At 69.4% G+C, this 252-nt stretch carries 1 protein-coding gene; it reads right to left on the minus strand.

Translation table 11 applies throughout. The features are described 5' to 3' along the window. On the minus strand, positions 1–252 hold a 252-nt coding region (locus tag CF165_RS49855), incomplete at both ends, for a hypothetical protein (protein ID WP_143269002.1).

Genomic DNA, 252 nt, shown 5'->3' on the forward strand with positions numbered 1-252 from the left:
CCCGCTTGATCGAGTCGATGCTCAGATCGGCTTCCAGATCGAGACCCGGCTCGATCATCTCCACCGGATACCCGGTCCGCTCCCCGATCACCGCGACCACGGTCTCCAGCACCGATGCCGTCTCCGGCGCCGCTTCGGGCCGTTCGTCACCGATCAGCCCGGCGATCGCCGCCGCGGTGCGAGCCTTCGCGAACTCCTCGATGTCGCCACTGGCGAGCCCCAGCCGGGACGCCAGTTCGCCCGCGATCTCCG

The sequence above is a fragment of the Amycolatopsis vastitatis genome (assembly GCF_002234595.1).
Lineage (GTDB): Bacteria > Actinomycetota > Actinomycetes > Mycobacteriales > Pseudonocardiaceae > Amycolatopsis > Amycolatopsis vastitatis.